The sequence below is a fragment of the Streptomyces sp. NPDC001137 genome (assembly GCF_040298885.1).
Classification (GTDB): Bacteria; Actinomycetota; Actinomycetes; order Streptomycetales; family Streptomycetaceae; genus Streptomyces.
The window spans coordinates 17,996-42,039 of record NZ_JBEPBA010000017.1; the positions used below are offsets into that span (position 1 = coordinate 17,996).

Genomic DNA, 24,044 nt, shown 5'->3' on the forward strand with positions numbered 1-24,044 from the left:
CCGCGATGATGTGATGCAGCGCCTGGCGTGCGAGGCGGGCCGGTGCATCCGGGACGTGCGGGGACTGCCGGCCAGGAGCGGGCCGACGCGGCCACCGTCGCCCTGGCGGCCCTGGACAGCACGCGTCGGCGCGGACACCGCCCTGACCATGGCGATCACGGCGCTCGTCCTGTACCGGCTGTGCGCCCGCGTGGACGGCGGCCCGCGACCACCAGCCGCACAACCGGACCCGGTGGCTGTGCCTGGCCGGTGTCCTGCCCGTGCGGACCGCTGCCGTCGCCCTGCCCTGGGCCCGCCGTCTTCGGGACCGTGCCCCTCGTTGCGGCGCAGCGGGCGGCCCGCCCCGGCATCGCGTCACGCTGCCGCTCGCCGAGCCGGCCGTGCGCGCCGTACAGACGGTCCTGCCGGCCGGGTGAACGGTGGCGCAACCGGCACTGAGGGCCGACCGGCCCCCTCATCACCGCCGGTCAGCCCCTGGGGCCCCGCGCCGTTCCGCTGGACGCTCGAGGTGGAGAGAAACCTGGAGGAGACCGCGATGACGGACCACACGACCAGCGCGCCCCCGGTCCACGCCCTGCTCGCGGACGGCACCACGGTGTGCATCCGTCCCGCGGTGGCTGCCGACCACGAGCAACTGCAGGGGCTGTACGAGGAGATGTCCCCGGAGAACCTGCGGCTGAGGTTCTTCGGCATCAGCTCGCGTTCCGCCGAAATGGCCGCCGACCGTGCCTGCGCCGCACCCCACCGCGGATACCGTGCGCTGCTCGCCGAGCGGGCTGGCCAGGTGATCGGTCTCGCCGAGTACGACACCGGTGGCCTCGGCACCGAGGCCGACATGTCCATCGCGGTCGCCGACGGGCTGCACCACCGCGGCGTCGGCACCCTCCTGGTCGAACACCTCGTCTCCGCCGCACGTGCGGAGGGCATCACGACGTTCACCGCCGACGCGCTCAGCGAGAACCGCGAGGTGCTCCGGCTCTTCGCCGACCTCGGCCTGCACATAGGCCGGCGCTTCGAGGGCCCCGAGGTGCGCTGCACCATTGCCCTCGACGAGGACGAGAGCTACTTCTCGGCGGTCGAGGAGCGTGGCCGGGCCGCCGACGTGCTCAGCCTGCGCCCCCTGCTGCGGCCGCAGGCGATCGCCGTCATCGGGGCCGGGCGCAAACCGGGCTCCGTGGGCCGGGCGATCCTGCACCATCTGAAGGCCGGCGGCTACACCCGCCGCATGTTCGCGGTGAACCCCGCCGCGACCTCCCTCCTCGGCGTGCCCTGTCACCCCTCGGTCAGCGCCCTGCCCCGCACACCCGACCTCGCCGTCGTCGCGGTACCCGCCTCCGCGGTCCCCGCCACCGCGGAGGAGTGCGGCAAGGCGGGCGTACGAGCCCTGCTCGTGGTCACCGCCGGGCTCGACGTCGACCAGGCGCAGGCGCTGCTGGCGGCCTGCCGCACCTACGGCATGCGGCTGGTCGGCCCCAACTGCCTGGGCCTGTCCAACACCGACCCGGAGCTGAGCCTGGACGCGACCTTCGCCGCGAACCACCCGCGCCCCGGCACGGCCGGCGTGGCGGTGCAGTCCGGCGGGGTGGGCATCGCCCTCCTGGACGGGCTGTCCCGGCTGGGCATCGGCGTGTCGACCTTCGCGTCGCTCGGCGACAAGTACGACGTCAGCGGCAACGACATGCTCCAGTGGTGGGAGAGCGACGGCCGCACCCGTCTGGCCCTGCTGCACCTGGAGTCGTTCGGCAACCCCCGGGCCTTCTCCCACACCGCCCGCCGCGTGGCGCGCCGTATGCCCGTGCTCACCGTCGACGCGGGGCGCACCGACGCGGGCCGCCGTGCCGCCGCCTCGCACACCGCCGCGGCCGCCACCCGCACCATGACCCGCGCGGCGCTCTTCACCCAGGCCGGCGTCACCGCCACCCGCTCGGTCGGCGAGCTCCTCGACGCCGCGGCCCTGCTGCACTCCCAGCCGCTGCCCGCGGGGCCTCGGATCGCGATCGTCACCAACGCCGGCGGCGCCGGGGTCCTCGCCGCGGACGCCTGCGCCGAGGCCGGACTGACGGTGCCCGCGCCCACCCCGCACCTGGTCGACGACCTGCTCGCCCTGCTGCCCGACGGCGCCGCAGCCGGCAACCCCGTCGACGCCACCGCGGCCGTCACGGAGGACCAGCTCACGCAGTGCGTCGACCGCCTCATGCGGCACGGCGACGCCGACGCCGTGCTGGTCGCCCTGGTGCCCACGGCAGTGGCCGCGGCCACCGGCGACGACCTCGTACGGGCCGTGACCCGGCTGTCGGGGCCCCGGCCGAAGCCGGTGGTCGCCGTACGCCTCGAACAGGCGCTGCCGGTGGAACTGCTGCCCACGACCGACGGCGGCACCGTCCCGTCCTACGCCGAACCCCAGGCGGCGGCACGGGCGCTGGCCCATGCCGTGCGCCGCACGGAATGGCTCGCCCGCCCCGCCGGTACCGTCCCCCGCCTCGTCGGCGTCGACACGGCACGTGCCCGTTCCACCGTCGCGACCTACCTCGATGCCAACCCCGACGGCGGCTGGCTCGGCCCGCGGGAGTGCGCCGCACTCCTGGACTGCTACGGCATACCCCAGTTGCCGTGGGCCTGGGCCGAGACCGAGGACGACGCCGTCCTCGCCGCAGACCGGCTGCGCGGCGCCGACGGCCGGGTGGTCATGAAGGGCCACTGGCCGGGCCTGCTGCACAAGACCGCCGAACACGCCGTCCATCTCGACCTGCGCGGCGACTCCCAGGTGCGCGCTGCCTTCCGGGACTTGGAGACGCGCTTCGCCGGCCTGCTGACGGGCGTGGTGCTGCAGCCGCTCGCCGACCGAGGCACCGAACTGTTCGCGGGCGTCGTCCAGGACGAGGTCTTCGGCCCGCTCGTGCTGTTCGGCCTCGGCGGCACCGCCACCGAGGTGCTCGCGGACCATGCCGCGCGCCTGGCACCCCTCACCGACCACGACGTGCACGACCTGATCACGGCCCCGCGCTGTGCCCCGCTCCTGTTCGGCGCGAACGGCGCGCGGCCCGTGGACCTCGAAGGCCTCGAACAGCTGCTGCTGCGCCTGTCCCGGATGGCGGCCGACCTGCCACAGTTCGCCGAGGCCGACTTCAACCCCGTCCTCGCGACACCGGGCGGAGTGACCGTGCTCGACGCACGGGTGCGCCTGCTGCCGCGCAGGCCGCACGACCCGTATCTGCGCCGACTCCGCTGAGGAGGAACGTCATGAAGCACAACAAGGTCGGCTCCGTGATGACCACGGACGTCGTCCGCGCGACGTACGGAACCCCCTTCAAGGAGGTGGCGCGGCTGCTCGGCGAGCACCGCATCAGCGGGCTGCCGGTGGTCGACGAGGACGAGAAGGTCATCGGTGTCATCTCCGAGACGGATCTCATGGTCCGGCAGGCCCAGACGCCGGACCCGTTCGAGCCGAGGAAGCACCACTGGCCCGCCTTTGCGAACCGTGCGTCCCGGCAGCGGGCCACGAAGGTCAGGGCCCGCACGGCCGGTCAGCTGATGACCGAGCCGCCCCTGACGGTGCACGCCGACAACACCATCGTCGAGGCGGCCCGCACCATGGCGCAGCACCACATAGAGCGGCTGCCCGTCCTCGACGAGGAGCACCGGCTGGTCGGCATCGTCACCCGCCGCGACCTGCTCCAGGTCTTCCTGCGGCCCGATGCGGACATCCGCACCGAGGTCGTCCAAGACGTGCTGGTGCACGCGCTGTGGCTGCCGCCGCACGGCATCGACGTCCAGGTGGTGGAGGGGGTGGTCACGCTCTCCGGCCAGATGGAACGCAAGAGCGAGACGGAGATCGCCCTCTCCATGACCCGGCAGATCGACGGAGTGGTCGCTGTCGTCGACAAGCTCACCTACCGGCTGGACGACGCCAAGATCCAGCCCCAGGAGCAGGCCCTGCACGGCGTGGCCGACGAATGGCTGCGCAAGCTGTGAGAGGAGGCGGACCGCCATGCCAGGCAAGGTGCTGGTCGCCTACGGGACGACGAACGGATCGACCGCGCAGATCGCCGAGGCCGTGGCCGAGGTCCTGCGCAAGGAGGGACTCACGGCCGCCGCACTGCCGGCCGGGGCCGTCGTGGATCTGACGGGGTACGACGCCGTCGTGGTCGGCGGCGGGCTGTACGCAGGACGCTGGCACAAGGACGCCCGCCGGTTCGTGCGCCGGCACCGCCGCGCACTGGCCGAACGCCCGCTGTGGTTCTTCAGCAGCGGCCCGCTCGACGCCTCGGCCTCGGAGCGGGACATCCCGCCCGTGCCGGGTGTGCGCCGCGCGATGACCCGGCTCGACGCCAGGGGACACGTCACTTTCGGAGGCTGCCTGCAGGAGGGTGCCAAGGGCTGGATCGCCCAGATGATCCTGCGCAACGGAAAGGGCGGGGACTTCCGCAACTTCCCCGCGATCGAGGCATGGTCGGCGCGTGTCGCGGGCGAACTGGTGACGGAGCTGGCGAAGAACTGAACAGCGGCAGACGCACTGAATGCGGTGCGGGCAGCCGAGGGACACGGCCTCGCGGCGGGTGGCCGACGGGAGCCGCGCGCCATCAGGTCAAGCGTCCCGGACTCTTGACTCGGTAGGTGCCCGCACCCATCCTCGTCCCATGTCTTGCGCGGGTCATGACAACCTCATGGGTTGGTCAACCGCGCGATCCCGCCGACCGAGGGACGTGGGCCGTGACGCCGACTCGACGCTCGTACCGCAGCCGCAAGAACGTCACCGTGGTGTCGCTGCTTCTCTTCCTGCTGGCCCTGACCTTCGGCCCCACGCCGAGCTCCGCGGCCGGCAACGACTGGTGGATCCCCGCCTCGCGCCCTGCCCCCGACGCCCAGATCAACATCACCGGTGAACCCTTCACCGGCACCGATGCGGCGGGCGACGTACGCGGATTCGTCGACGCGCACAACCACCTGTTCTCCAACGAGGCCTTCGGCGGGCGGCTGATCTGCGGCAAGGTGTTCTCCGAGGCCGGGGTCGCGGACGCGCTCAAGGACTGTCCCGAGCACTACCCCGACGGCACCCTCGCGGTCTTCGACTACATCACCCACGGCGGCGACGGCAGGCACGACCCGGTCGGCTGGCCCACCTTCAAGGACTGGCCGGCGTACGACTCGATGACCCATCAGGCGAACTACTACGCCTGGCTGGAGCGGGCCTGGCGCGGCGGGGAGCGGGTGCTGGTCAACGACCTCGTCACCAATGGCATGATCTGCTCGGTCTACCCCTTCAAGGACCGCGGCTGCGACGAGATGACCTCCATCCGCCTGCAGGCAAAGCTGACGTACCAACTCCAAGACTACATCGACAAGATGTACGGCGGCCCCGGCAAGGGCTGGTTCCGGATCGTCACCGACAGCGCGCAGGCCCGTGAGGTGATCAAGCAGGGCAAGCTGGCGGTCGTCCTGGGCGTGGAGACCTCCGAGCCGTTCGGCTGCAAGCAGATCCTCGACATCCCGCAGTGCAGCAAGGCCGACATCGACAAGGGCCTCGACGAGCTGTACTCGCTGGGCGTGCGCTCGATGTTCCTGTGCCACAAGTTCGACAACGCGCTGTGCGGCGTCCGCTTCGACTCGGGCGGCCTCGGCACGGCCATCAACGTCGGGCAGTTCCTGTCCACCGGCACTTTCTGGCAGACCGAGAAGTGCACCGGCCCCCAGCACGACAACCCCATCGGCACCGCCTCCTCCGCCGCGGAGAAGGACCTGCCGGCGGGCGTGGACGTCCCCTCGTACGACTCCGACGCCCAGTGCAACAAGCGCGGCCTCACCGACCTCGGCGCCTACGCCGTGCGCGGCATGATGAAACGCAAGATGATGCTGGAGATCGACCACATGAGCGTCAAGGCGGTCGGTCAGGCCCTGGACATCTTCGAAGCCGCCTCCTACCCCGGCGTGCTCTCCTCGCACAGCTGGATGGACCTGAACTGGACCGAGCGGGTCTACTCCCTCGGCGGCTTCGTCGCCCAGTACATGCACGGCTCCCAGGGGTTCGTCTCGGAGGCCGCCCGCACCAAGGCGCTGCGCGACAAGTACCACGTGGGCTACGGCTACGGCACCGACTTCAACGGCATCGGCGACCACCCGGCCCCGCGCGGCGCCGACGCCCCGAACAAGGTCACCTACCCCTTCAGGAGCGCCGACGGCGGCTCGGTCGTCGACCGGCAGACCACCGGTGAGCGCACCTTCGACTTCAACACCGACGGCGCCGCCCACGTCGGCCTGATCCCCGACTGGATCGAGGACATCCGGCGGGGCGGCGGCCAAGGCGTGGTGAACGACCTGATGCGGGGCGCCGAGTCCTACCTCGACACCTGGGGAGCGACCGAGCAGCACCAGGCCTCGGTCAACCTCGCGAAGGGCGCGGCGGCCACCGCCAGTTCGTCCGAGTGGAACCCGTTCACCAGCTACCAGCCGGGCCGGGCCCTCGACGGTGACGACGACACCCGCTGGGCGAGCGACTGGAGCGACGACCAGTGGTGGCAGGCGGACCTCGGCGCAACCCACCGGGTCGGCCGGGTCACGCTGGCCTGGGAGCGCGCATACGGCAAGTCGTACCGCATCGAACTGTCCACCGACGGCACCGACTGGCAGACGGTCTGGTCCACCACGTCAGGCGACGGCGGCCTGGACACGGCCAAGTTCACCGGCACCCCGGCGCGCTACGTCCGCATCCACGGCCTCGGCCGCGGCACCGACTGGGGATACTCCCTGTACGAAGTGGGCGTCCACAGCGCCTGAGGTCCGTCACCACCCCCGAGGACGCACATGGCACGCATGCCGTCGGCCGAGCGGCGCAGACAGCTGACGGAAGCGGCGATCAGGGCGATGGCCCGGGACGGCGTCGCCAGGACGACGACCCGGTCCATCGCCGCCGAGGCGGGCGTGTCCCTGAGCGTCTTCCACTACTGCTTCGACTCCAAGCAGGCCCTGGTCGAGGCCGTCATCACCACCCTCACGGACCACTCGGTGACGGTGGTGAAGCAGGCCCTGCGGCCCAGGGCCACGCTCGTGGAGACCGTCCGGGCAGGCTTCCAGGCGTACTGGGACCACGTCCGCAGCCACCCCGACGAGCACATGCTCACCTACGAACTCACCCAGTACGCCCTGCGCGAGCCGGGTTTCGAGCACCTGGCGCGACGGCAGTACGAGCTGTACGGCGCCGCCTACGCCGAGCTCATCGACGGGCTGCGGCGCACCATGGATCTTCAACTCGCCGTCCCGGCAACGGTGCTGGCCCGCTACCTGGCCGCCATGACCGACGGTCTGACCCTCAACTACCTCGTCCTCGGCGACGAATCGGCCTGGGCCGACATCCTCGACACGGTCACCACCCATATCGCGGGCCTGGTCCACGACGATGTTCGCCGGGCCTGAGCCTTGTCCATAAATGATCTACGGCGTGCCGGCTCACCTGCTCGCTGTCACCCACGCCCACGAGCGGTAGAGGTCGCCAGCCTGTTTCGGCCGACTGGAAGCGGTCGAGGCCGCCGTCTCTGTCCGACGGAACCGAACCGTCAGGACCGGGCGTCTGACGCCTCGGCAAGCCGATCGACCATGGATCACCGACCAAGGACGTGGCAGAGGTGTCCCTCGAGTTCGCATCAACAACGGGCGGCCGACGCACATCCGCCGCGTCGGCCGCCGCGCTGCTTCTGCTCGCCGCCGCCCTGACCGGCTGTGACAGCTCCAGAGCCACGAAGACGTCCGCCACCTCCGACGCCCTCCAGACCGCCGCCTCCGGCTGCCCGAAGACCCGGGGCGATTTCTTCAACCCCTGGCCGGGCCAGGTCACCTCGCCGGCCCGCCTCGGGGGGCTCTCCCGCCTCGACAAGGCAGTCGCGCCCGGCCGGCGCCCGGCCCGCTTCGACATCACCGTCACCAATCCCACTCCACGGACCACCCGACGCGTCGCGCTCGCCTTCACCATCAGCGGCCCCGAGAAAATCCCCACATTCAGCGGCGGTCTCCAGATCCACTACCGCGACCGATGGTGCGAGATCCCCACCTGGATGCGGGAGGAATCCGAGGACTCCCCGTCCGGCTCCGCCGCGATCCCGCTCACGCTGGACCCGCGCAGCAGCACCGTCCTCCACTTCCGGCTCTCCGATTCACGGCCGACGCCCGAGGGCCGCGACGAGGATGTCGTCGGCTACACCGTCGAGGTCAACCTGCTGGGCACCAAGGACGTCCGAGGCCACCAGCTCCACTTCGACCTCGCCCCGGACTCGACAACCGGCCCGACGTCGAGCTCCACATCCCCCTCATGAGCCGGGACAGCGGCGCAAGACTTTCCTGTCCGGGCCCATCCATGAACGCCGTCCCGCACGGTCCCAGGTAACGGGACAGCCCTTACCCTCAGCAGATCCGGGGCAGTTGCTCGCCCAGCGGCATGTCCACGATGCGCCGGGCGCCGACCAGGGTCCGCAGGGTGACCCGCCCGCGCGGCCCCTCGAGCACCTCGCCGATCCGCACCGCCTGCGCCCCCTCCGGCAGCGACCTGAGGGCGGCCAGCGCCCGTTCGGCCGCGCCGGCCTCGACGAAGGCGACCAGGCAGCCCTCGTTGGCGACGACCAGCGGGTCCAGGCCGAGCAGGTCGCAGGCGGAAGCCACCGCCTGGGGCACCGGGACGGCGCTCTCCTCGATCTCCACGGCGACGGACGAGTCCCGGGCGATCTCGTTGAGGGAGGCGGCCAGCCCGCCCCGGGTCGGGTCACGCAGCACGTGGACCGCGCGGCCCAGCGGCGCCAGGGCGCGCACCAGCCGGTGCAGCGGCCGTGTGTCGGAGGCGATGTCGCTCTCGAAGCCGAGCCCCTCACGGGTGCTCAGCACGGTCGTGCCGTGCATCCCGACCGGCCCGGACAGCAGCACCACATCGCCCGGGCGGGCCAACGCGGCCGACGGGCACAGCAGTTCGTGGCGCTGACCCACGCCGGTGGTGTTGATGAACAGCCGGTCGGCCGCACCGCGGCCCACGACCTTGGTGTCCCCGGTGATCACGGGCACGCCCACGTCCTGCGCCGCCTTGCCCAACGAGGCCATGACGGAGCGCAGTTCGGCGAGGGGGAGCCCTTCCTCGACGATGAGGGACACGGACAGCGCGAGCGGCCAGGCACCCCGCATGGCGAGGTCGTTGACCGTGCCGTGCACGGCGAGGGATCCGATGTCCCCGCCGGGGAAGGACAGCGGGCTGACGACGAAGCTGTCGGTGCTCATCACCAGGCCGGGATGGCCGGGCAGCAGCGCGGCATCCTCCAGCGGGCCTGTGCCGCCGCCAACGGCGGGCAGCACGAGTTGGTCCAGCAGCTCCGCCGTCAGGCGTCCGCCGGCGCCGTGGCCCAGCAGGACGACCTCGTCCTCGTGGTTCGGGGTGGGGCATTGGATGCTCATACCGTGCTCCTCGTCGGAGTGCGTCCGGCCGCGTGGAAGGCGGCGCAGGTGCCCTCGGACGACACCATCGGCGCGCCCAGGGGATGACGGGGGGTGCAGCGGGTTCCGTACGCGGCGCAGTCGGTGGGCAGCTTCGCCCCGGTGAGGATGGCGCCCGCGATGCACTCCGCGTCCTCGACGGGGCACAGCCCGCCCACGTCGAAGCGGCGGGCGGCGTCGAACTCCCGGTACTGCTCGGCAAGTTCGAGACCGCTGTCGGGCAGTGCCCCGATGCCCCGCCAGGCCCGGTCGGTGACCCGGAAGACCGCACGGACGGCGTCCTGCGCGTCGGTGTTGCCGGACCGGCGCACGGCGCGCACGTACTGGTTCTCCACCTCGGCCCGGCCGTCCTCCAGCTGCCGTACGGCCATCAGGATGCCCTCCAGCAGGTCCAGCGGCTCGAAACCGGTGACCACGATCGGCACCCGGTAGCGGGCGGCGATCGGCTCGTACTCGGTCCAGCCCATCACCGCGCACACATGCCCGGCAGCCAGGAACGCCTGCACCTCGCAGTCGGGGTCCTCCAGCAACGCCGTCATGGCGGGCGGCACGAGGACATGGCTGACCAGCATCGAGAAGTTCGTCAGGCCGAGGCGGGCCGCGTGCAGCACCGCCATCGCGTTGGCCGGCGCGGTCGTCTCGAAGCCGACCGCGAGAAAGACCACCTCCCGGTCGGGCCGGTCGGCGGCCAGGCGCACGGCGTCCATCGGGGCGTAGACAACCCGTACGTCCGCGCCGCGCGCCCGCAGCGACAGCAGGTCGGTGTCCGTGCCGGGCACCCGCAGCATGTCGCCGAAGCTGGTGAGGGTCACGCCGGGCCGGGCGGCGATCGCCATGGCCCGGTCCAGGGTCTCCAGCGGGGTCACACAGACCGGACAGCCGGGACCGTGGATCATCCGCATCCCGGCGGGCAGCAGTTCGTCGATGCCCTGGCGGACCAGTGTGTGGGTCTGCCCGCCGCACACCTCCATGATCCGCCAGGGCCGGGTGGCGGTCCGCCGCAGCTCGTCCAGCAGCCGCCGGGCGAGGACGGGATCGCGGTATTCGTCGAGGTACTTCATCGGCCCTCCGCGTGCGTCATCGATGCGTGAGATCGAGCCGGATGTCCACGACCCCCTCCACGGCCCGCACCGCCCGCGCCACCACCGGCACGAGCATCCGGTCGGGCAGGGAGCCGCCCAGCGTCACGACGCCCTCCTTCACACTCACGGTCAGGGGAGAGGTGACCGGCAACTGGCCCAGCACGCTGTGCCGGACCTCCTGGGCGATCTCCTCGTCGTCACGGAGGAAGACCTTCAGCAGATCGCTGCGGCTGACCACGCCCTGCAGCAGACCGACCCCGTCCACGACGGGCAGCCGCTTGACGTGCCGGCGGGCCATGATCCGGGCGGCCTCGGCCAGCGACGCGTCGGCGTGCACGGTCACGGCCGGGGCGCTCATCAGCTCGCCCGCGGTGATCGCGCCGGCCTTCCTGCGGTCGGCCGGATCACCCTCCTCGGTGTCCCGGAACTCCTCCTTGGCCATCAGGTCCGCCTCGGAGACCACCCCCACCACGCGGCCCTCGCCCGCCAGGACCGGCAGGGCGCTGACCTTCCACTGGTCGAGCAGTTCGACGATCTCCTTGAAGGGCGCCTCACTGCCGACGGCGACGACGGTGTGCGTCATCACATCGCTCACGGTGTACGGAGATTCAGGCATCGAAGCCTCCCGAAGTGTCTTGCGAGGTGTCCGAGGAGGTACGGACGACCGTCAGGTCGAGGAAGTGGGTGGAGCACGAGATGCACGGGTCGTGGTTGCGGATCGCCCGCTCGCACAAGGCCGTCAACTCGGCGTCGTCCGGGTCGCGTTCGCCGATCGCACGCTGGGTCAGCCGACGCAGGTCGTCCTCGATCGCACCCTGGTTCTGTGCCGTGGGCGGTACCAAGAGGGCACTGGTCACCAGACCGTCCGCGTCGAGTTCATAGCGGTGATAGAGCAGTCCGCGGGGCGCCTCGGTGGCGCCGTGGCCGACGCCCGCGACCGGGGGCACCTCTGTGTACGGGCGTGCGGGCGGTTCGTAGGCCTCCATGATCCGCAGCGCCTCCGTGACGGCGTACACGCTCTCCACCGCTCGCACCAGGATCGACCGGAACGGATTGCGGCACACCGCGCCCTCCCGTGGATCACCCAGCCCCGCCTCCACGGCCGCCTCCAGCGCCACCGGGGAAAGCCGTGCACCGCCGATCGCGAACCTGGCGAGGGAGCCGGTGAGATGCAGCCGTCCGTCCAGCCGTGAGTGCAGCGCCGTGGAGTGCTCCACATGGGTCTCGGCGACACGCTCGGTGAACTCCCGCACCGGGAAGGAAGCGGTGGAGCCGTCCCTGCGCAGCACCGTCGGCGTCCCGCCTTCGATGGCGTACGTGTCCGGGGCGGCCAGCGCCAGCAGGTCGGCCTCGACCTCGGCATCCGGGAACTCGAATCCGGCCACCCAGCGCACGGTCTCCCACGCATCGTCCAAGGCCTGCTTCAACTGCTTGGCGAGCGGCCGCAGTTCGGCACGCGTCGGCACCCGGTGGAAGCCGCCCAGCCGGACGTTGACGGGGTGCACGGCCCGTCCGCCGATCAGCTCCATCAGAGAGTTGCCCGCCTTCTTCAGCCGGAGCCCGCGCTCGACCTCCGCCCGATGCGTGCGGGCCAGCTCGATCGCGCTCGCCCGGCCCAGGAAGTCCGGGGCGTGCAGCAGATAGATGTGCAGGACCTGGCTCTCGATCCACTCCCCGCAGTACAGCAGCCGGCGCAGGTCCCGGATCACCGGGTCGACCGTCACCCCGCACGCGTCCTCGATCGCCGCGCATGCGCTCATCTGGTACGCCACCGGGCAGATCCCGCACACCCGCGCCGTGATGTCCGGCGGCTCGGTGTACGAACGCCCACGCAGGAACGCCTCGAAGAAGCGCGGCGGTTCGTAGATCTCCAGCCGTGCGTCGGTGACCGTGCCGTCGTGCACCTGCAGACGCAGGGCGCCCTCGCCCTCGACCCGGGAGAGCGAGCCGACGTGCAGGACACGGGATCCGCGGTGCGTCACTTGCCCAACTCCTCATCGAAAGCTGCGGTGTTGAAGGTGTGCAGGAACCGCTCCACGTCGTCCTCGTCGAGGCCGTCGCGGCGCAGCAGCGGGATCAGCGCGGGCAGGTTCACCGACCCGGACGGGCCGAAGCAGCCGAAGCAGCCGCGGTGGTAGGCCGGGCACAGCGCGCCGCACCCGGCGTGCGTGACCGGGCCGAGGCACGGCGTGCCGTGGGCGACCGTCACACAGACCGTGCCGCGCCGCTTGCACTCGAAGCACACGCTGTGGTTCGGCACGTCCGGCTTGCGGCCGGCGAGGAATGCTGTGATCACCTCGATGAGCTGTCTGCGGTCGATCGGGCAGCCGCGCAGCTCGAAGTCGACGTCCACATGGGCCGAGACGGGGGTGGAGGTGGCGAGGGTGGAGATGTACTCGGGGTGCGCGTAGACCGTGCGCCGGAACTCGTCGACGTCCGCGAAGTTCCTGAGGGCCTGGATGCCGCCGGCCGTGGCGCACGCCCCGATGGTGACCAGGTGGCGCGAGGCGGTGCGGATGGCCCGGATCCGCTCGGCGTCCTCGGCCGTGGTGATCGAACCCTCGACGAGGGAGAGATCGTAGGGGCCTGCTTCCACCGCGCTGGAGGCCTCCAGGAAGTGCGAGATGTCCACCTCGCCCGCCAGCGCCAGCAGTTCGTCCTCGCAGTCCAGCAGGGTGAGCTGACAACCGTCGCAGGAGGCCAGCTTGAACACCGCGAGCCGGGGCCTGGTCTTCGTGTGCGTCGCGGTCATCTCACAACTCCCTTACGGAGAGCAGGGGTTCCGCACATTCCCATTCCACGACGGGGCCCGCACGGCACACCAGCAGGGGGCCGAGCTGGCAGTGCCCGCAGTGCCCGGTCGCGCAGCGCATGTTCCGCTCCAGCGAGACCTGGATGCGGTCGCGGGGCACACCGCGGTGGGCGAGTTCGCGGGACGTGGCCCGGATCATCGGCTCGGGACCGCACACGTACGCCGTCGTCTCCTCCGGCTCGAACCGCGCTCGCCCGATCAGCTGGGTGACCACGCCGACGTCGCCGCGCCAGTCGACCTCGGGCTGGTCCACCGTCACGCCGGTGTACGCGGTGGCCCAACTCGCCACCTCCGCCCGGGCGATCAGATCGCTCGGGGTGCGCGCACCGATCAGGACGTTCACGCGCCCGTACGCGGCCGGCTCGGCCAGCACCGCCAGGATCAGCGGCCGCAGCGGGGCGAAACCGATGCCGCCCGCCACGATCACCACGTCACGGCCGCGCGCCCGCGCCGACTCCCAGCTGGTGCCGTAAGGACCGCGAATGCCGACGACGTCTCCGACCCGGGCCGCGCACAGCCCGTCGGAGACCGCGCCCACGGAGCGAACCGTGTGTGCGAGACCGCCGGTGGCCTGCACGGAACTGACGGACACCGGAATCTCGCCACGCCCGAAGGAGTGCACCATCGCGAACTGCCCCGGCAGGAAGTCGGGGAGCGCGCAGCCCACCGGTTCGAACCGGAGCGTGACCGTGTCGGCGGTCTCCGCCCGGCGGCCGACCACCCGGTGGGGCACCGGCAGCGCGGTCATCGCTCGTCCTTCGTGTCGTAGATGCCGTACAGGTCGACCAGCCGGGCGCGGGCCGCATTCAGCCGGTGGGCCAGCACCCGGCCGACCCAGTGCTCCACGGCACGGCCGAACTCGGGGTCGTCCAGGCACATCAGCCGGACGGCGACGGCGTCGAACTCGTAGGCCTGCAAGGGCGTCACCGCCCCCGCGCCGAGCTGCCACACGAACGGCTCGTACAGCCAGGACCAGCCGAGGAGATCGCCGACACCGATCGTCTCGACGACCGGCGGGCGGCGGCCGGGGACATGCATGTCCAGGGCGGCCGTCCCGCTGCGGATGATCCAGAACCGGTTCGCGTGCCCGCCCTCCTCGAAGAGGCGGCTGCCCTGCGGGAAGGCGGCCTCGCGACCGACCCGCAGCAGCCGCTCACGGTGCTCGGCGGGCAGCGCGTGGTTCATGCGCAGGGCGATCGAGGGAGGCATCAGTCCGACTCCGTTCCGCGTTCGGCCTGCAGTGCGGCCACTTCCTCCGTGATGTCGATGCCGACCGGACACCAGGCGATGCACCGCCCGCAGCCCACGCATCCGGTGGTGTCGAACTGGTCGTGCCAGGTCGAGAGCTTGTGGGTGAGCCACTGCCGGTAGCGGCTGCGGGGCGAGTGGCGCACCGAGCCGCCGTGCAGATACGAGAAGTCCAGGTCGAAGCAGGAGTCCCAGCGCTGCCAGCGCTCGGTGTGGTCACCGGTCAGGTCGGTGACCTCCTCCGTGGTGGTGCAGAAGCAGGTCGGGCAGACCATGGTGCAGTTGCCGCAGGTCAGACAGCGCTCGGCGACGTCGTTCCAGCGTTCGGCGTCCAGGCTCGCGCCCATCAGGGAGCGCAGGTCGACCGGGGGCAGCGAGCGGCCCATCCGGTCGCGGGCCGCGTCCACCGAGGCGCGGGCGACGGCCTCCGTGGCCAGGTCTGCGCCGTGGTGCGGGACCTGCTCCAGCAGCCGGGCGCCTTCCTCGCTTCCCACGCGCACCAGGAACCGGTGCCCGTCCTCGTCGACCACCTCGGTGAGGGCGAGGTCGTAGCCGGGGTCGGCGGCGGGTCCGCCGCCGGTGGAGACGCAGAAGCAGGTCGCGCCGGGCTCGGTGCACTCGGCGGCGATCAGCAGGGCGCCGGACCGGCGCCTGCCGTAGCCGGTGTCCTCGTAGCGGCCGCCGGTCAGCACGCGGTCCTGGATGGCGATGGCCCGCAGGTCACAGGGCCGCACACCGAGGAAGGCGTAGGCCGGGACCGCGGGCTCGTGCGCGGTGAACGTCACCTCGCCCTCCGCCGTCCGGTCGGCACTCCACAGCCGCTCCCGGGACGGGTGCAGGAAGTTCTTCCAGGACTGCGGGCCCGCGCTGTGCGCGAAGGCTGCGCCGTCCTCGCGCGGCACCAGCCGGTACCGCCCGGCCTCCAGCTCTACACCCCAGCCGTACGGCAGGGCATCCGCCGAGGTCAGCTCGGACAGCACGATCGCCCCGTCGCGGACGGTCGGCCCGACGACGGTCCGTCCGTCCGCCACCAGCACCGCGACCAGGGCGCTGAGCCCGTCCCGATCGAGGACGGCCGGGGCTGCGGTCATGTCGCTCCTCCTCGTCGCTTGCTCCACTCTCAGCTTCTGACGGCGCCCGCCACATGAGGCAGGGGCCAACTGGCCCAGCCGGACAGCCGACCGGACCTGCAACGCCCCGAAAGCGGTGCGGGGCTGTATGGATGTGCGGCGCCACCGCGCGAGCGCACTCAGCCACAGACGGCCTGCGGTCGCCACGTGGCTTGCGGGAATGCCGGGTAGTGCGCCTGGCTTGCGTCCGCCGGATGCAGCGCCGGACCGGGCGTGTCTCGTGGTGCGCCTGCCGCGCGCGGCGGCCGGCACGCGGCCTGCCGGCCGCCGCTCTGCCGGCCGAGCACTAGGGAAGGGGCTCGCCCAGTTCAGCCTCGACGGCCCCCGCCATGGCCCGCAGTACGTCGAGCGTCCGCTCGGCCTCCGCTTCGTCGACCAAGGTGATCGCAAACCCGACATGCACGATGACGTACGCGCCCACCTCCGCCTCGGGGGTACAGCTGAGACAGACCTCGCGCCGTATCCCGCCGAAGTCCACCGTGGCCATCCGCAGCCCCGCATCGTCGTGGATCTCCAGGACCCGTCCCGGGATGCCCAGGCACATGTGCGCTCACCTCTCCCCGGCCAGGCGGGCGGCAGCAACCGCCGCCTGGCCGTAGCTGATGCCGCCGTCCCCGACCGGGACCTGACCGCCGACCAGCACCCGCAGCCCCTGCGCGTGCAGCCGCCGCCTCACCTCCGTCAGCAGACGGCGGTTGACGAAGCAGCCACCGCCGAGACAGACCGTGCGCGGCGCGCCCTCGGCCACGGCCCGCGCGACGAGCTCCGCGGTGACGATCCCGAGCGTCAGATGGAAGGCCGCGGCCAGCCGGGCCACCGGCTCCCCACCCAGCCGCCGCTCCAGCAGATCGGCCAGCGTCGGCGCGCAGTCGTACACCCACAGGCCGTGCGCCCGGACCACCCGATGGGCCAGGGCCGCGGCGTGCTCGGCGCCCGCGGCCGCTTCGAGCAGGACCGCCGCCTCGCCCTCGTAACTCGCCCGGTCGCACAGCCCGAGCAGCGCGGCGACCGTGTCGAAGAGCCGTCCGGCGCTGGAGGCGCGGGGGCAGTTCACGCCCTTGGCGATCATCGTGCGCACGGCGGCGACCTCGGCCGGATCGAGCCGGTCCGTGAAGGCCCGCGTGAGCCAGTGGTACGGGCGCGGGGAGCCCAGCGTCTCGGCGCCGAACAGATGACCGAGCGCCGTGCGGGAAGGATGGCGTACCGCCGCGTCGCCGCCGGGCAGGGGCGCGGTCGCGAACCTGCCCACGCGACGGTAGCCGCTCAGATCGGCGACGAGGATCTCGCCGCCCCACAGCGTGCCGTCGTCGCCCAGTCCGAGGCCGTCGTAGGCGACACCGAGGAAATGCCCCTGTACGCCGTGCTCGGCCGCGCACGCGGCCACGTGCGCGTGATGGTGCTGCACCGGAATGCGGCGCAGTGGCTGCGCCTCGGCCCACTGCGTGGACAGATAACCGGGGTGCAGGTCGTGGGCGAGGACCGTGGGTTCGATGCCGGTGAGCCGCTTGAGGTGCTCGTACGAGGCCAGGAACGCCTCGTGGGCGGCCAGTTCGGCCAGGTCTCCGGTGTGCGGGCCGAGATGGGCCCGGCCCTCGGCGGCCAGGGTGAAGGTGTGCTTGAGCTGGGCACCGGCCCCGGCGACCGGTTCACGGACGGACAGCGGCAAGGGGGCGGGAGCGAGCCCGCGGGCCCGGCGCACCGTGATCCGGGTCCGTCCGGCGAACTGCACCACCGAGTCGTCGTAGCGGGAGCGGATCGGCCGGTCGTGGGTGAGGAAGCCGTCCGCGACGCCGGCCAGCGTGCGGCGGGCCTCGGTGTCGTCGACGGCGATCGGCTCGTCACTGAGGTTGCCGCTGGTCACCACGAGAGGGCGGGCCAGCTCGTCGAGGAGGAGGTGGTGCAGGCCGGTGGTGGGCAGGAACAGTCCGACGCGGGTCAGACCGGGGCGCACCTCGTGGGCGAGCGGGGCCGTGCCGTGCCACCGGCGCCGGGCGAGCAGCACCACCGGGCGTTCCGGGGACGTCAGGGCCTGCTGCTCCGCGGCGCCGATCTGCGCCAGCCGGGCGGCCGTGCCGAGGTCGCGGACCATGACGGCGAATGGCTTCGGCGGCCGGTGTTTACGGCGACGCAGCTCCGACACGGCGGACGGGTCGCCCGCGTCGCACACGAGCTGGTAGCCGCCGAGGCCCTTCAGCGCGACGATCCCACCCGCCTCGACGGCCTTCACCGCTGCCCGCAGTGCCTCCTCGCCGCGCAGGTCCCCCCAGGCCAGCAGGGGACCGCAGGCGGGGCAGGCGACGGGTTCGGCGTGGAAGCGCCGGTCGCCCGGATCGGCGTACTCGGCGGCGCACCGGGCGCACAGCGGGAAGCGGCGCATGGTGGTGCGGATCCGGTCGTAGGGCAGGTCCTCGATGATCGTGGCGCGCGGCCCGCAGTCCGTGCAGTTGATGAACGGGTAGCGGTGGCGGCGGTCGCGGGGGTCGTGCAGCTCGGCCAGGCAGGCCTCGCAGATCGCCGCGTCGGGCGGGATCTCGCGCGGTGCGGTGTCCCCACCGCCGGGCGCGCTGTGCCGTACCTGGAACCCCTGGCCATAAGTCTGCTGGGGCGTGCCGCCGGTCAGCCGGACGCGGCGCACCCGGGCGAGGGTCGGCGCGTCGGTGCGCAGCCGGGCCGCGAACTCGTCGATCATGCCGAGCGGTCCGGCGACCTCGCCCTCCACATGCCCGTTGACGTTGGCCACCCAGCCGTCCAGACCGAGCGCGGACGCGGTGCGGTACACGAACGGGCGGAAGCCGACGCCCTGGACGATCCCCTCCACATGGAAGCGCCGCACGGTCATGTCGGCCTCCCGGCCGCGGTCTCCTGGTGTCGGGTGATCTCGCCTTCCACATGCCCGTTGACGTTGGCCACCCAGCCGTCCAGACCGAGCGCGGAGGCGGTGCGGTGCACGAACGGGCGGAAGCCGACGCCCTGGACGATCCCCTCCACATGGAAGCGCCGCACGGTCATGCCGGCCTCCCGGTCGCCGTCTCCCGGTGCCGGGCGACCTCGGACTCGACGGCTCGGACGAGGGGCTCCACGGCGTCCTCGACGGCAGGGGAGAGGCCGGTGCCCAGCGCGCTCTCGGCGCCCTCCACCGCGTACACGACGAGGTGCTGGGGCAACACGCCCAGCGCACGGGCGAGTTCGACGGCTTCGCCGAGACCGAGACCGTGCGAGCTGGTCGTCTGCGGCTGCGCCACAAGTCCGCCGGAGAGTTCGAGGCGGTGCACGCGGCCGGGCTCGCCCGGGTGCGCATGGGCGGCGTCCACGACCACCGCGAGGTCCGCGCCCTCCCACAGCCCGATCAGCCGTCCGGGATCGCCGTCGCAGGTGGCGAGCACGGTGCCCGGCGGCAGCGGCCGCTGCGCGGCCCGTTCCCGCAGCCGGGCGAGCACCGCCCAGCCCACGCCGTCGTCGCGCCTGAACTCGTTGCCGACGCCGATGACGGCGATCCGAGTACGCGTCCTCATGGTCCTCACCCTGCGCCGACGCCATCCGGCCCCACAGGGGCCGAACGACCCAACCGCCGGGGCCGACCCTCCCTTGATCATGCGGGGACGACGGCCACCGGGCAACGGGAGCGCTCCAGCAGCTCCCGGAGGGTCGCACCCCGGGCGGAACGCCGCCCGAGCACCACCAGTTCGGCACCTTCCGAGGCGTGGACGAGGGCCTCCACCGGGGGGAACAGCATGACGTCCTCGAGGACGTCGACGTCGGGGTACTTCCTGCGCCACGGCCGCAGCACGTCGGACAGCAGCTGCACCTCGTGGTCCTCCCAGGTGGCGCGGTCCTCCTCCAGGACGGGGAAGGGCGAAGCGGCGGCGGACGCGGGCAGCTTCCACCCGTACACCGCATGCAGACGTGCACCGCGCAGCCGGGCCGCCTCGAAGGCGAAGTCGAGCGCGCCGCCGACCGGGTCCCGGACGTCGACGCCGACGGCCACGTCGGCGGACGGGCGCGGCGGACCCTGGCCGACGAGCGGGCCGGGCACCAGGGCCACCGGCCCGGCGGATCCTTCTGCCAGGGCCGCGGCGGTGGCGCCCACCGTGCCGCCCACCCGGCCGCCCTCGCCGCGCAGGCCGAGCACCACCAGCTCCGCCTCTTCGCCCAGCGCCCGCAGAACCTGGGCCGGCATCCCGGTGTGACTCGCGCCGCGCACGCGCAACGCCGGGTGCCGTTCGACGAGTTCGGCCACCACATGGTCCGCCACGGCCGCCGGACGGTACGGCCACTGCTCCACCGGATCCAAGGGGGCCGGCGGCACCACGTGCACCACCCGCAGGGGCAGTTCCCGCAGCAGCGCCTCGCGTGTCGCCCACTCGGCCGCGGCACGGCTGCATGCCGACCTGTCGACACCGGCGATGATCACTCGTTGCATGGTGTGCCGCCTTCCGGGCCGGGGTCCTTCCACCCTCGCCGCCCGCCCCCGTCGTGAGCAGGGGCCGAACGGACCCGCTTGGAGACCTGGCGGCCCATACCCGCCGGTAGGCCGCGGGACGAAGCTGGTCGTGAGGAGCAGACCGAGCGCAGGAGGTGCGCACCATGCTTCCGCCCGTGATCGCCGGAGTCGACGGATCCGCCGAGAGTCTCGCCGCCGCCGAGTGGGCCGCCCGCGAGGCGGTACGCCGCGACCGGCCGCTGCGGCTCGTGCACGCCTGGAACTGGCATCCCCGTCAGGGGGACGGCGAGATCGCAGGCGCAGCACAGCGCCACCTCGCACAGAGGTCCCTGCGCCAGGCGGAGGACCGTATCCGACGCACCTGCCCCGCTGTAAAGCTGGACCAGGAGCAGGTCGAGGGCCCCGCGACCGCCGCCCTGCTGAAGGCGGCCGAGCAGGCCGACCTGCTGGTGGTGGGTTCGCGTGGTCTCAGCGGCTTCACCGGGTTCCTGGTCGGATCGGTTGCGCTGGGTGTGGTGGCGGGGGCCGGCAGGCCCGTCGTCCTCGTCCGGGCCGGCGAGGAGGCCGCCGACGAGCATCTGCCGGACGACTACGGCGCCGAGTCCACCCGCACCGGCTACCGGGACGTCGTCCTCGGCATCGACCTCGCCGGCCCCTGCGACGAGGTGATCGAGTTCGCCTTCGAGGAGGCCCGGCTGCGGGGTGCGCGGCTGAAGGCCGTGCACGCCTGGCAGCAGCCCTCACCGATCGGCCTGGGCTCCGGGGACATCGGCCTGGTGAAACGTCCGGACCGGGCCGAGGAGTGGCTCGGCTTCCTGACCGCCGTGCTGCAGGTGTGGCGCGAGAAGTACCCCGGGGTCGAGGTCGTCGAGACCGTGACCGAGGGCCGCGCGGCCTCCGCGCTGGTCCGGGCCGCGTCCGGCGCGAGCCTGCTCGTCGTGGGCCGCCGCAGGACCGGGCGGCCCACCGTGCCCCGTACCGGCCCGGTCGCCCATGCCGCCATCCACCACGTCGGCTGCCCCGTGGCGGTCGTACCCCATGACTGAGAGGCCGCGATGACCAAGCCGACGAAGTACGTGTACGAATTCGCCGAGGGCGGCCGCGACATGGCCGGCCTGCTCGGCGGCAAAGGTGCCGGACTCGCCGAGATGACCCGGATCGGCCTGCCCGTCCCGCCCGGATTCACCGTCACCACCGACGCCTGCAAGGTCTACCTGGCCACGGGCGCGGAGCCGCCCGAACTCGGCGTCGAGGCGGCCCAGGCTCTCGCCGGTCTGGAGCGGGCCATGGGACGGACCCTCGGCGCCCCCGACGACCCCCTGCTGGTGTCCGTGCGCTCGGGCGCCCGCTTCTCCATGCCGGGCATGATGGACACCATCCTCGACATCGGGCTCAACGACCGGTCGGTCAACGGGCTCGCCAAGGTCTCCGGGCAGGAGCGGTTCGCCTGGGACTCGTACCGCAGGCTCATCCAGATGTTCGGGCACACCGTGATGGGCGTGGACGGCGACCTGTTCGAGCAGGCCATCGCCGCGCTCCCCCAGTCTCGACTTCGCTCGACCGGGGGGACCCCCATGCCGGACGACCACGACCTCGACGTCGGCGAACTCATGGCGCTCACCGAGGAGTTCAAGGCCATCATCCGCAAGGAGACCGGCGAGGACTTCCCGCAGGACCCGGCCGACCAGCTCGCCCGTGCCGTCCGCGCGGTCCTCGACTCCTGGAACACCGAACGCGCCCACGTCTACCGGCACCGCGAACACATCCCGGAGGACCTCGGCACCGCCGTCAACGTGCAGGCCATGGTCTTCGGCAACCTCGGCAACGACTCCGGCACCGGTGTCGCCTTCACCCGCGACCCCGCCACCGGAGACCGCGGCATGTACGGCGACTATCTGCCCGACGCACAGGGCGAGGACGTGGTCGCGGGCGTGCGCGACGCCCTGCCCCTGAGCGAGCTCAGGTCGCTCGACCCCCGCGCCTACGTCGAGCTCGGCGACCATCTGCGCACCCTTGAGAAGCACTACCGCGACCTGTGCGACGTCGAGTTCACCGTCGAACGCGGCAAGCTGTGGATCCTGCAGACCAGGGTGGGCAAGCGCACCGCCGAGGCCGCCTTCCGCATCGCCCACGACCTGCGCGAGGAAGGGACGATCAGCGCCGACGAGGCGCTGGCCCGTGTGAACGGCGCCGAGCTGACCCGGCTGATGTTTCCCCGCTTCGACGTGAAGACCACCGACGTGCCCCTCGCCCACGGCGTGCCCGCCTCGCCGGGCGCCGCGGTGGGCGCCGTCGTGTTCGACTCCACCGAGGCCGTACGGCGTGCCGCGGCCGGCGAGCAGGTGGTCCTCGTCCGCCGCGAGACGACCCCCGACGACCTGCCCGGCATGATCGCCGCGCAGGCCGTCCTGACCAGCCGGGGCGGCAAGACCAGCCATGCCGCGGTCGTCGCGCGCGGCATGGGCAAGGTGTGCGTGTGCGGCGCGGAGGGCTTGGCCGTGGACCCGCTCGCACGGCAGTTCACCGCTCCGTCCGGAGCCGTGGTCCGCGAGGGCGACGTCGTCTCCGTCGACGGCACGGCGGGCACCGTGCACCTCGGCGCCCTGCCGCTCACCGCGTCCCCCGTCGGACGCGCGCTGGAGACCGGAACCGCCACGGATACGCTCACCGAGGCCGTGCTGGGCGCTCTCGCCCGCGCCGACTCGGGGCGCCGTCTGCAGGTGCGGGCCAACGCCGACACACCCGAGGACGCCGTCCGCGCCCGCGCGCTGGGCGCGCAGGGGATCGGTCTGTGCCGCACCGAGCACATGTTCCTCGGTGAGCGCAGGGAACTGGTCGAGGCGATGATCCTGGCCCGTGACGACCTCGCACGCGAACGGGCCCTGGACGCCCTGCTGCCGCTGCAACGGGCCGACTTCACCGCCATCCTCGAGGCGATGGACGGGCTGCCGGTGACGATACGGCTGATCGATCCGCCGCTGCACGAGTTCCTGCCCGACCGCACCGAACTGGCCGTCCGCCTGGCCCGCACCGAGCACCCTGCCGCACGCGACCGGGAACTGCTCGCCGCCGTCGAGCGGATGCACGAGCAGAACCCGATGCTGGGCCTGCGCGGGGTCCGCCTGGGCCTGGCCGTGCCGGGCCTGATGGCCATGCAGGTGCAGGCGATCGCCGAGGCCGTGGTCGAGCGGCTGCGCGACGGCGGCACCCCGCGCGCCGAGATCATGATCCCGCTGGTCGGCACGGTCGAGGAACTGAGGCTGGCCCGCTCCGAAGCGGAACTGGTGCTCGGCGAGGTGGAGAGCGAGACCGGTCTGACCCTCGACTGCCCGATCGGCACGATGATCGAGCTGCCGCGCGCCGCGCTCACCGCCGGACGCATCGCCGAGGCGGCCGACTTCTTCTCCTTCGGCACCAACGACCTCACCCAGACCACCTGGGGTCTGTCCCGCGACGACGCGGAGGCGTCGTTCTTCCCGCTGTACCTGGAGAAGGGTGTCTTCGCCGTTTCGCCGTTCGACTCGATCGACCAAGAAGGCGTCGGGCGGCTGGTGGAGCTGGCCGTCGAGGCGGGCCGCACGGTCAACCCCCGCCTGGAGACAGGCGTGTGCGGCGAACACGGCGGCGACCCGGACTCCATCCACTTCTTCCACCGCGCGGGCCTGGACTACGTCTCCTGCTCGCCGTTCCGGATCCCGGCGGCCCGGCTCGAGGCGGGCCGCGCGTACCTGATGGACACCACCGGGACCAGCGACAGCCGGTGACGCATCCGCCGGGGCTCCCGTGGTGGTTACTGCCGTCACCGCGGAACTCATGACGCATGCCGACACCGCCCACTCGAGGTCCGGCCGACGCGCCGCCAATCGGTCGAC

At 72.4% G+C, this 24,044-nt stretch carries 21 protein-coding genes; 8 read left to right on the plus strand and 13 right to left on the minus strand.

The genetic code is table 11. The features are described from left to right. Positions 1-535 precede the first annotated feature (535 nt). The 6 genes from ABT254_RS29420 to ABT254_RS29445 all read left to right on the plus strand — a co-directional run bounded on the left by ABT254_RS29420 (position 536) and on the right by ABT254_RS29445 (position 8,300). The gene (locus ABT254_RS29420; protein WP_351476357.1) at positions 536-3,229 is read left to right on the plus strand and encodes a bifunctional acetate--CoA ligase family protein/GNAT family N-acetyltransferase; all 2,694 of its coding nucleotides are present in this window, start codon (positions 536-538) and stop codon (positions 3,227-3,229) included. Positions 3,230-3,240: 11 nt separating this feature from the next. Further along, the gene (locus tag ABT254_RS29425) at positions 3,241-3,972 is read left to right on the plus strand and encodes a CBS domain-containing protein (protein ID WP_351476360.1); all 732 of its coding nucleotides are present in this window, start codon (positions 3,241-3,243) and stop codon (positions 3,970-3,972) included. 16 nt (positions 3,973-3,988) lie between these two features. Beyond that, complete coding sequence (locus tag ABT254_RS29430; protein WP_351476363.1) at positions 3,989-4,498, plus strand: flavodoxin domain-containing protein; 510 nt, start codon at positions 3,989-3,991, stop codon at positions 4,496-4,498. A gap of 212 nt (positions 4,499-4,710) precedes the next feature. Further along, complete coding sequence (locus ABT254_RS29435) at positions 4,711-6,771, plus strand: discoidin domain-containing protein (RefSeq protein WP_351476366.1); 2,061 nt, start codon at positions 4,711-4,713, stop codon at positions 6,769-6,771. Between the two features lie 27 nt (positions 6,772-6,798). After that, positions 6,799-7,407, plus strand: coding sequence for a TetR/AcrR family transcriptional regulator (locus ABT254_RS29440; protein ID WP_351476369.1), 609 nt, complete (start codon positions 6,799-6,801; stop codon positions 7,405-7,407). A 209-nt stretch (positions 7,408-7,616) separates the two neighbouring features. Then, the gene (locus ABT254_RS29445) at positions 7,617-8,300 is read left to right on the plus strand and encodes a hypothetical protein (protein WP_351476372.1); all 684 of its coding nucleotides are present in this window, start codon (positions 7,617-7,619) and stop codon (positions 8,298-8,300) included. Between the two features lie 88 nt (positions 8,301-8,388). On the opposite strand, the gene hypE is transcribed toward ABT254_RS29445, so the two are convergent. The 13 genes from hypE to ABT254_RS29510 form a co-directional block, all read right to left on the minus strand. After that, entirely contained in the window at positions 8,389-9,420 is a 1,032-nt protein-coding gene (gene hypE, locus ABT254_RS29450) for a hydrogenase expression/formation protein HypE (RefSeq protein WP_351476375.1), read from the minus strand. Further along, positions 9,417-10,520 carry a hydrogenase formation protein HypD gene (hypD, locus tag ABT254_RS29455; RefSeq protein WP_351476377.1) on the minus strand — a complete coding sequence of 368 codons (1,104 nt, stop codon included), beginning with the start codon at positions 10,518-10,520 and terminating at the stop codon, positions 9,417-9,419. The genes hypE and hypD overlap by 4 nt, the downstream gene beginning before the upstream one ends. Before the next feature lie 16 nt (positions 10,521-10,536). Then, the gene (locus ABT254_RS29460; protein WP_351476380.1) at positions 10,537-11,157 is read right to left on the minus strand and encodes a CBS domain-containing protein; all 621 of its coding nucleotides are present in this window, start codon (positions 11,155-11,157) and stop codon (positions 10,537-10,539) included. Continuing rightward, positions 11,150-12,523 (minus strand): Ni/Fe hydrogenase subunit alpha, encoded by a 1,374-nt coding sequence (locus tag ABT254_RS29465; protein WP_351476383.1) that lies wholly within the window; start codon positions 12,521-12,523, stop codon positions 11,150-11,152. Before ABT254_RS29465 ends, ABT254_RS29460 begins: the two co-directional genes overlap by 8 nt. Continuing rightward, a complete protein-coding gene (locus tag ABT254_RS29470) occupies positions 12,520-13,293 on the minus strand; it encodes an NADH-quinone oxidoreductase subunit B family protein (protein WP_351476385.1) in 774 nt (257 codons plus the stop codon). Before ABT254_RS29470 ends, ABT254_RS29465 begins: the two co-directional genes overlap by 4 nt. Position 13,294: 1 nt before the next feature. Next, a complete protein-coding gene (locus tag ABT254_RS29475; RefSeq protein ID WP_351476388.1) occupies positions 13,295-14,101 on the minus strand; it encodes an FAD/NAD(P)-binding protein in 807 nt (268 codons plus the stop codon). Beyond that, complete coding sequence (locus ABT254_RS29480) at positions 14,098-14,562, minus strand: Crp/Fnr family transcriptional regulator (RefSeq protein WP_351476391.1); 465 nt, start codon at positions 14,560-14,562, stop codon at positions 14,098-14,100. The genes ABT254_RS29475 and ABT254_RS29480 overlap by 4 nt, the downstream gene beginning before the upstream one ends. Continuing rightward, positions 14,562-15,692 (minus strand): 4Fe-4S dicluster domain-containing protein, encoded by a 1,131-nt coding sequence (locus tag ABT254_RS29485; RefSeq protein ID WP_351476394.1) that lies wholly within the window; start codon positions 15,690-15,692, stop codon positions 14,562-14,564. The genes ABT254_RS29480 and ABT254_RS29485 overlap by 1 nt, the downstream gene beginning before the upstream one ends. A gap of 325 nt (positions 15,693-16,017) precedes the next feature. Next, positions 16,018-16,275 carry a HypC/HybG/HupF family hydrogenase formation chaperone gene (locus ABT254_RS29490; protein WP_351476397.1) on the minus strand — a complete coding sequence of 86 codons (258 nt, stop codon included), beginning with the start codon at positions 16,273-16,275 and terminating at the stop codon, positions 16,018-16,020. 6 nt (positions 16,276-16,281) lie between these two features. Beyond that, positions 16,282-18,570 carry a carbamoyltransferase HypF gene (gene hypF, locus ABT254_RS29495; RefSeq protein WP_351476400.1) on the minus strand — a complete coding sequence of 763 codons (2,289 nt, stop codon included), beginning with the start codon at positions 18,568-18,570 and terminating at the stop codon, positions 16,282-16,284. Further along, complete coding sequence (locus ABT254_RS29500) at positions 18,567-18,740, minus strand: acylphosphatase (protein ID WP_351476403.1); 174 nt, start codon at positions 18,738-18,740, stop codon at positions 18,567-18,569. Before ABT254_RS29500 ends, hypF begins: the two co-directional genes overlap by 4 nt. Continuing rightward, the gene (locus tag ABT254_RS29505) at positions 18,737-19,243 is read right to left on the minus strand and encodes a hydrogenase maturation protease (protein ID WP_351476406.1); all 507 of its coding nucleotides are present in this window, start codon (positions 19,241-19,243) and stop codon (positions 18,737-18,739) included. Before ABT254_RS29505 ends, ABT254_RS29500 begins: the two co-directional genes overlap by 4 nt. Before the next feature lie 77 nt (positions 19,244-19,320). Beyond that, a complete protein-coding gene (locus ABT254_RS29510) occupies positions 19,321-20,151 on the minus strand; it encodes a universal stress protein (RefSeq protein ID WP_351476409.1) in 831 nt (276 codons plus the stop codon). A gap of 164 nt (positions 20,152-20,315) precedes the next feature. Between ABT254_RS29510 and ABT254_RS29515 the strand changes: the two genes are divergently transcribed. Both ABT254_RS29515 and ppdK read left to right on the plus strand, forming a co-directional pair. Next, the gene (locus ABT254_RS29515) at positions 20,316-21,218 is read left to right on the plus strand and encodes a universal stress protein (RefSeq protein WP_351476412.1); all 903 of its coding nucleotides are present in this window, start codon (positions 20,316-20,318) and stop codon (positions 21,216-21,218) included. 9 nt (positions 21,219-21,227) lie between these two features. Further along, positions 21,228-23,936: a pyruvate, phosphate dikinase gene (ppdK, locus tag ABT254_RS29520; RefSeq protein WP_351476415.1), complete on the plus strand. Its 2,709-nt coding sequence runs from the start codon at positions 21,228-21,230 to the stop codon at positions 23,934-23,936. The last annotated feature ends 108 nt before the right edge of the window (positions 23,937-24,044 follow it).